General features: G+C 43.8%; 8 protein-coding genes. All 8 read left to right on the top strand.

The window, feature by feature from the left end; translation table 11 throughout:
• Positions 1-348 precede the first annotated feature (348 nt).
• The 8 genes from agaR (at position 349) to lacD (ending at position 7,943) form a co-directional block, all read left to right on the top strand.
• Positions 349-1,110, top strand: coding sequence for a transcriptional repressor AgaR (agaR, locus tag ACEYKX_RS00040; RefSeq protein WP_373766613.1), 762 nt, complete (start codon positions 349-351; stop codon positions 1,108-1,110).
• A 51-nt stretch (positions 1,111-1,161) separates the two neighbouring features.
• Positions 1,162-2,295 carry an SIS domain-containing protein gene (locus ACEYKX_RS00035; RefSeq protein WP_373766614.1) on the top strand — a complete coding sequence of 378 codons (1,134 nt, stop codon included), beginning with the start codon at positions 1,162-1,164 and terminating at the stop codon, positions 2,293-2,295.
• A gap of 18 nt (positions 2,296-2,313) precedes the next feature.
• Positions 2,314-2,787, top strand: a complete 474-nt coding sequence (locus ACEYKX_RS00030) for a PTS system mannose/fructose/N-acetylgalactosamine-transporter subunit IIB (protein WP_373766615.1) — start codon at positions 2,314-2,316, stop codon at positions 2,785-2,787.
• A gap of 13 nt (positions 2,788-2,800) precedes the next feature.
• On the top strand, positions 2,801-3,676 hold the full coding sequence (locus ACEYKX_RS00025) for a PTS mannose/fructose/sorbose/N-acetylgalactosamine transporter subunit IIC (protein WP_373766616.1): 876 nt from the start codon (positions 2,801-2,803) through the stop codon (positions 3,674-3,676).
• Positions 3,663-4,499: a PTS system mannose/fructose/sorbose family transporter subunit IID gene (locus ACEYKX_RS00020; protein WP_005713835.1), complete on the top strand. Its 837-nt coding sequence runs from the start codon at positions 3,663-3,665 to the stop codon at positions 4,497-4,499. The genes ACEYKX_RS00025 and ACEYKX_RS00020 overlap by 14 nt, the downstream gene beginning before the upstream one ends.
• A gap of 210 nt (positions 4,500-4,709) precedes the next feature.
• Positions 4,710-6,500, top strand: a complete 1,791-nt coding sequence (locus ACEYKX_RS00015; protein ID WP_373766617.1) for a beta-galactosidase family protein — start codon at positions 4,710-4,712, stop codon at positions 6,498-6,500.
• A gap of 95 nt (positions 6,501-6,595) precedes the next feature.
• Entirely contained in the window at positions 6,596-6,982 is a 387-nt protein-coding gene (locus tag ACEYKX_RS00010) for a PTS sugar transporter subunit IIA (protein WP_373766618.1), read from the top strand.
• A 22-nt stretch (positions 6,983-7,004) separates the two neighbouring features.
• Positions 7,005-7,943, top strand: a complete 939-nt coding sequence (gene lacD, locus ACEYKX_RS00005; protein WP_373766619.1) for a tagatose-bisphosphate aldolase — start codon at positions 7,005-7,007, stop codon at positions 7,941-7,943.
• The last annotated feature ends 153 nt before the right edge of the window (positions 7,944-8,096 follow it).

Here is an 8,096-nt window from a genome sequence, read left to right as displayed (position 1 = left end):
ATGGCGTGTATGCGTAAACTGCTAACCATTATGAATGCGTTGGTTAAACGCAATGAAAAATGGGACGCTACACGCTACTTATCCACAGAAGCTGTGGGTTAAAATTGAATAACTTTTTTATGTGTGAACACAGTTGCTACAATTAAAACAACGTTATTTGATTCCTGTTGATGTTAGTCTAAGGCACTTTTTAGAAGTGCCTTTTTTCTTTTTTAAGGTTTTTTGTAAATTTATGTGATCTTTATCTCATTTTCGAATGTTTTCGATTGTTTTTGTTTTTAGCCGTATTACTATTTGTTTCGAAAGCAATCGTAGTATGTGGTGGTTGTTTTGATGTTAGGAGAGAAAATGAAAAGCAGCGTAGAAAGACGTTCTGACATTTTAGCGTTATTGCAAAAAACCGGTAGTCATCGGGTCGAGGCATTATCTCAACATTTTGGTGTTTCAACGGTCACCATCCGTTCTGACCTCAATATATTGGAAGAACAAGGTTATGTCACGCGTTCCCATGGTTTTGCCGTGTTAAATTCTCGCTTAATTGCAGAACTTTCTATCGCAGATAAACGCAATAATTATCCCGAACTCAAGCAACAAATCGGCAAGCTTGCCGCTTCTTTACTGAAAGACGGAGAGCGAGTCATTTTAGACTCAGGGACAACAACGAAAGCAATCGTAAGTCATGTTGGTGATCTGAATTTGACAGTGTTGACAAACGGGCTGGATGTCGCTATGGCATTGGTCGCTTGTCCGAATGTGGAAGTCAGAATGACCGGCGGTGTTTTACGGAAAAATGCCATGTCGTTTTCAGGGGTAATGGCAGATAATAATTTACAACATTATCGCTTTGACAAAGTGTTTTTAGGCGTTGATGGTTTTGACTTACACAAAGGCGTGACGACTTTTAATGAGCAGGAAGCTCAGTTAAACCGTTTGATGTGTAATGCGGCGGATCAGGTCATTGTCGTTACCGATTCGAGCAAATTCGGTCAATACAGTAATTTTGTGATCTGCCCGGCAAATCAAATCGATGTGCTGGTAACGGATAATAACATTCCGCTCAGTTATCGAGAATATCTTGAAAATATGGGTGTACAAGTGTTAATTGCGTAATACCGTTCTCTTTCCTGATAAATAAATTCATTTATTTGTGAGGGAAGCGCAATGATCCTAAATATTGCTAACCAAACATTAGAAAAACAAAGCGCGTTTTGGACAGCGAAAGAAATTGCCCAACAACCGGAAACGTGGGTGGAAACGCGCGCTATCGTTAAAAACAGTGATGCGGTTTCTTTTGTTCGCCCGTTAGTGGCGCGTGCCAAACAGGGGGAGTTACGTATTATCTTTACGGGAGCAGGGACATCGGCGTTTATCGGTGATGTTGTCGCCCCGGTATTAAGTGAGAAATTAGGTTGTGTCATCGAATCCATCGCCAGCACCGATTTAGTCTCCAATCCTTACCAATATCTGTTTGCAGACAAACCGACCTTATTAGTCTCTTTCGCCCGTTCGGGCAACAGCCCTGAAAGTATCGGTGCGGTAGAACGTGTCAATGATATTGTCAACGAAGCCTATCATCTTGCGATCACTAACAATATCAACGGTGCGTTATTTGCAAAATGTTCGAAAAATCCGACCGCTTGCGCATTAGCCTTACCGGATTCGACGCATGACAAAGGCTTTGCCATGACGTCTAGTGCCAGCAATATGATGCTTGCCGCCTTGTTATCACTTGCTCCTGAAGCGTTTAACGATGAATGGGTAGACAGTTTTGTTTCGGTAACGGAACAACTTTTAACGCAAGATTTAATTGAAATCCAACGTTTAGCCCATCTTCCGTTAAAACGGATCGTCTATTTAGGCAGTGGGCATTTCCAAGGACTTGCACGTGAAACCGCACTTAAACTGTTAGAGTTAACCGCCGGTGAACGTTTAGGATTCTTTGAATCTTCCATGGGCTTTCGCCACGGGCCTAAATCCCTTGTTCAAGATGAAACCCTAATTTTTATCTTCTTATCTCAGCAGCCTTATACCGCGCAGTATGATCGTGATCTGTATCAAGAATTAATCCGCGATAAGAAAGCGAAAGAAGTCGTGTTGCTAGGCGATACAAGCGGTCCGATCCGAGCTGAAATTTACAAATTAGACGATGCGGCACGAATCTTCCCGTTCTTAGTGATTGGGCAACTTTACTCGTTTTATAGTTCGCTTTATCTCGGCTATACCACCGATAACCCTTGTCCGACAGGCGAAGTCAACCGTGTTGTACAAGGTGTAACCTTATACCCATACAAATAACAAAAAGAGGAGACCAATATGGCAATTTTAAACGTACGGATTGATGGACGTTTAATCCACGGTCAAGTGGCAAATTTATGGACGTCTTATCTCAATATCACTCGCATTATGGTCGTCGATGAAGTCGCGGCAAATAATGACATTGATAAAGCAGGCTTACGCTTGGCTTGCCCGGCAGGGGTGAATTTAAGCGTGTTACCTGTGGAAAAAGCAGCGGCCAACATTAACGAAGGGCGTTACGATTCTCAACGTGTGTTGTTGGTGACAAGAACCCCACAAACGATTTTGCAGCTTGTGGAGGCAGGCGTAAATCTGCCGGAAGTCAATGCAGGGAATATGCCTAAAACGGATCTGACACGCCCTATCCGAAAAACAGTTCACGTAACGGAAGATGATGTAGACGTGTTTAGAAAACTTTCTGAAAAAGGCGTGAAGCTTACTGCTCAGTTAGTGCCTAATGAAGAAAAAGTCGATTTAATGAAACTTTTATAGAGGAGTAACGATTATGATCGAATGGTGGCAAATACTTTTGATAACGCTCTATGCGTTCTATCAAATTCTAGATGAAATCACAATTGTATCTAGTGCCGGTTCACCTGTGTTTGCAGGCTTTATCACAGGTTTAATTATGGGCGATTTAACAACAGGATTGTTAATCGGCGGTTCAATGCAATTAACCATTTTAGGTGTAGGTACCTTCGGTGGTGCATCTCGTATTGATGCGAACTCCGGTACGGTAATTGCGACGGCATTCTCCGTATCGGCAGGGATGGATCCACAATTAGCGTTAACAACCTTAGCTGTTCCAATCGCAGCGTTAATGGTTTATACCGATATTTTGGCGAGAATGTCTAACGTATTCTTCGCTCACCGTATCGACAAAAACATCCAAGACCACGCTTATCGTGCAATCACGGTCAACTATCTCTGCGGTGCAATCGCTTGGGGGCTTTCTCGTGCATTACCAATCTTCTTAGCGTTAGTGTTTGGTGGTCCGTTTGTGGCAAGCCTGGCAGAAGCAATGCAAACAGGCTTCTTAAAAGTTATCGCAGACGGTTTAACCCTTGCAGGTGGCGTATTACCGGCGTTAGGTTTCGCAATCTTACTTCGTTACTTACCGACAAAACGTCACATTGCATACTTAATCCTTGCATTCTCACTCACAGCAATCTTCATTACTCTCTTCGGTAACATCAATGCTGTCGGTGCATCAACAGGTGTAAGCAACTCAATCAGCAGCGTACCAATGCTTGCAATGGCAGCAATCGGATTTGCATTCGCCTACATTGTTTACCAACGTAGCGTAGAAGGTGGCTCAGCCCCGGTAGCAAAACAAAATACCACTTCTGACAAAGGAGAAATTGAAGATGACGAACTCTAATCAACAAGTCGGAAATCCAAAAGGCTATAAATTAACAGATGCGGACTTCCGCCAAATCAATATCCGTAACTTATTCTTCAACCAAGTTGGTTGGAACTACGAACGTATGCAAGGTTCAGGTTATTTATGGATTATGTTGCCACAGCTACGCAAAATGTACGGCGACAATACACCTGAATTACAAAAAATGATGGTGATGCACAACCAATTCTTCAACACCAGCCCATTCTTTAACACTATTGTTAAAGGTATCGACTTGGCACTTGAAGAAAAACAAGGGGTGAAATCACTTGAAGCCGTTGCAGGTATCAAATCAGGTTTAATGGGACCATTTGCCGCTATCGGTGATGCCCTATTCGGTTCACTCGTCCCAGCAATTATGGGGGCGATTGCTGCAACAATGGCAGTAAACGGCAATCCGCTTGGTGTCGGCTTATGGGTTGCGGTGGCGATTGCAACAATGGTATTCCGTTGGGTGCAACTCAAAATCGCTTATCGTGAAGGGGTAAACTTAGTCACCAACCTAAGTCACCGCTTGAATGCACTAACCAACGCCGCAACAGTGCTTGGGGTATTCGTTGTGGGGGTAATGTGTGCCACGATGGTGAATGTCAAAGTACCGTTTGTTGCCACTATCGGTGAGAAAGTCGTTTCCGCCCAAGCGAACTTAGACCTTATCTTACCAAGATTAGTCCCTGCGTTAGTGGTGTTCTTCATCTACTGGTTACTCGGTAGACCGAAAATGAACTCTAACAAAGCGATTATGATCATCATCGCACTCTGTATCTTGCTCTCTTGGGCTGGATTGTTGGCTAAGGGCTAATAAAAATTCGTAGGGGTGGGGTTTATCCCCACCCGTTACCCATTCGGGCGGGGATAAACCCCGCCCCTACAATAGAATGTGAATGGTTTGGTTACAAAAAGTGATACAAGCGCTCAAATCCATTCAATATTTTACAAATGACCAAGATCTAAAACCCAATCACTCTTCCCTAGATTTATTCGGTTTTATATCTTTCAAGCGGGGTGAAATATGCCTTTCCAAATCGGCGAAAAGGATTTCCTACTCAATGGAAAACCGTTCAAAATTCTCTCCGGTGCGGTACATTATTTCCGTATCGTACCGGAATACTGGTACAAAACGCTTTACAACCTAAAGGCGATGGGGTGTAACACGGTCGAAACCTATGTGCCGTGGAACTTACATCAACCACAACCCGAGCAATTTAATTTCAGCAAGCGGGCGGATTTAGTTAAATTTTTGCAAACAGCAAAAGATCTGGGGCTGTACGTTATTCTTCGCCCAACGCCCTATATTTGTGCGGAATGGGAATTTGGCGGATTGCCTGCGTGGTTGCTCAATATTCCGAATATCCGCTTACGCCAAAACGATCCACTGTTTATTGCTGAAATCGACCGCTATTTTCAAGAACTTCTTCCACGCATTGCCCCTTATCAAATTACCCAAGGCGGTAACATCATTATGATGCAAATTGAAAACGAGTACGGTTCGTTCGGCAATGATAAAAACTACTTGAGAGCGATTCGTTCATTGATGTTGATTCACGGGGTAAACGTACCGCTTTTCACCTCGGACGGTGCGTGGCAGAACGCCTTAGAAGCCGGGGCGTTGATTGACGATGATATTTTGCCGATGGGCAATTTCGGCTCTCGTTCTAATGAAAATTTAGATGAATTGCAACGCTATATGGATAAGCATGGCAAATCTTATCCGTTGATGTGTATGGAATTTTGGGACGGCTGGTTTAACCGCTGGAAAGAGCCTGTGATCCGCCGTGATGCTCAAGATTTGGCGAACTGCACCAAAGAGCTACTCGAACGGGCGAGTATCAATTTCTATATGTTCCAAGGGGGAACAAATTTCGGCTTCTTGAACGGCTGTTCCGCACGGTTAGATACCGATTTACCGCAGGTGACTAGCTATGATTATGATGCCCCTGTTCACGAATGGGGCGAGCCGTCAGAGAAATTTTATCTGCTACAAAAAGTGTTAGGGCAGTACCCTGATGCCAGCCCGATTGTCGAGCCGATTTTACCAAATATCACTGCTTACCCACCGCTTGCGGTGCAAAATGAAGTGTCTCTGTTTGGTACGTTAGACACGATCAGCGAATGTGATGAAAGTCCTTTCACTCAGACAATGGAACAGCTTGGGCATTACTACGGTTATCTGCTTTATCGAGCCAAACCGACAGCGTATAGCGATGAGATCAAGCTCAGAATTTACCAAGGCAGAGATCGTATTCAGATTTTCAACGATAAGCAAAAAGTCGCCACCCAATACCAACACGAAATCGGCAATGAAGTGATGTTACAGACACCGAATGGCGAGTTCCAGCTGGATCTGTTAGTGGAAAATATGGGGCGGGTGAATTACGGCGGTAAGCTACTTGCACCGACACAACATAAAGGGATTGCCGCAGGCGTAGTGCTTGATCTGCATTTCCATACGGGGTGGCAACATTATGCGATTGATTTTAACCGTTTAGATGAGATTGATTTTGACGGCGAAAAAGATAGCCAAGTCCCATCGTTCTATCAATTTAAGTTACAGCTAGACCAAGAGCCACAAGATACCTTTATTGATACCCGTGAGTTAGGCAAAGGGGTGATTGTGGTAAATGGCGAGAATTTAGGGCGTTACTGGAATGAAGGCCCGACGTGTTATCTCTATATGCCTGCACCGTTACTGCATAAAGGTGAGAATGAGATTATCGTTTTTGAAACGGATGGGGTGAAGATCGACACTTTAAAATTTAGCGACCAGCCGATTTATAAAGCATTGAGTACTAAGAATTTGTAAAAAATTTCCCCTCTTTGCTAAAGAGGGGAGTTGATCGAAGGTTATATAACGTTCTATCTCTGAATAATTTTAGAAAATAACCAAAAGGAGCAACTATGAGCTTAATTTTAATCAGCCACGGGGAGTTTGCGGAAGGCTTGCTGAATACTGCCGAAATGATTTTAGGAAAAATCGACAATGCTCAAACCGTCTGCTTATATCCACACGAAGGCAGCGAAGATTTCCAAGTGAAATTTGAGCAAGCACTGGCGAATGCAAGTGGTGAGATCGTGGTTTTTTGCGACATTATGGGCGGTACACCATGCAATGTGGCGATGCGTTACTTACCGAAATTGTCAGGGTTATATAGCGGAATGAATTTACCTATGGTGATTAGCTATGTGAGTGAAGAAGGCACCGACGGCCTGTTGGAAAATGCCAAAGAGCAAATTCACGATGTGGCTCAACAACTGAAAAACTTAGCGTTAGGCGATGATGAATAGTTGATAATTAAAGGAGATACTTATGTCCAAACAAGATCTAATGAAAAAACTTTGTACCAAAGAGGGCATTATTGCGGCTCTTGCGATTGACCAACGCGGTGCATTACGTCGAATGATGGGGGATGAAATTACCGCCCAGCAGGTCAGTGAATTTAAAACCTTAATTTCTCAAGAACTCACCCCGTATGCCTCGTCGATCTTGCTTGATCCCGAATTTGGCTGGGCGGCTTCAGAGAAACGTGATGCGGATTGTGGGCTCATTATGGCATACGAAAAAACAGGCTATGATAAAACCGCGGTGGGTCGTTTCCCTGATTTGATTGATGATGTATCCGTTTATCGCTTAAAAGAAAAAGGCGCGGAAGCGGTGAAATTGTTGATCTATTTTGATATAGATGAACCACACGAAATCAACGACCGCAAAGCCGCTTTTGTTGAACGTGTTGCATCGGAGTGTAACGCGGAACAAATTCCGTTGTTCTTAGAGATTTTAACCTACGATGGCTCAAACGAAGATAAAGTCTATAACGCCAAAGTGAAACCACGCAAAGTGATTGAAGCGATGAAGTTCTTCGCCGATAAACGTTTTGGGGTGGATGTGCTGAAAGTCGAAGTGCCTGTGGTGATGAGTTATGTGGAAGGCTTTGCTGAAGGCGAAGTGCTTTACAGCCAAGCGGAAGCGGCGGCATTCTTCAAAGCACAAAGCGATGCAACGGATCTACCGTTTATTTTCTTAAGTGCGGGGGTTTCAGCAAAACTGTTCCAACAAACGCTGGAATTTGCTCATCAAGCTGGTAGCCGATTTAACGGTGTTCTTTGCGGACGTGCAACTTGGGCTGGCGGTGCGGAAACGTATAAGGCAGAAGGTGTGGACGCGGCTCGTGAGTGGCTTAAAACACAGGGTAAACAGAATATCAGTGAGTTGCTTGAAGTGTTAGAACGCACGGCAACGCCGATTTAGTCGTTTATATAGGCATGATCTGCACCCCAAAACTTGGACACCTAATTTGAGGTGCAGATTATGTCCCATCCTTATCAATTTCGTTTAGACATTATCAAATTGGTCATCGAGCAGGATGTTGGTATCCGCGAGGTGGCAAAACTTCATCATATT

The sequence above is a fragment of the Glaesserella sp. genome (genome assembly GCF_041817755.1).
Lineage (GTDB): Bacteria > Pseudomonadota > Gammaproteobacteria > Enterobacterales > Pasteurellaceae > Glaesserella.
The sequence above is the reverse complement of the archived record's forward strand: the minus strand, read 5'-3'. Positions and strand labels throughout refer to the sequence as shown.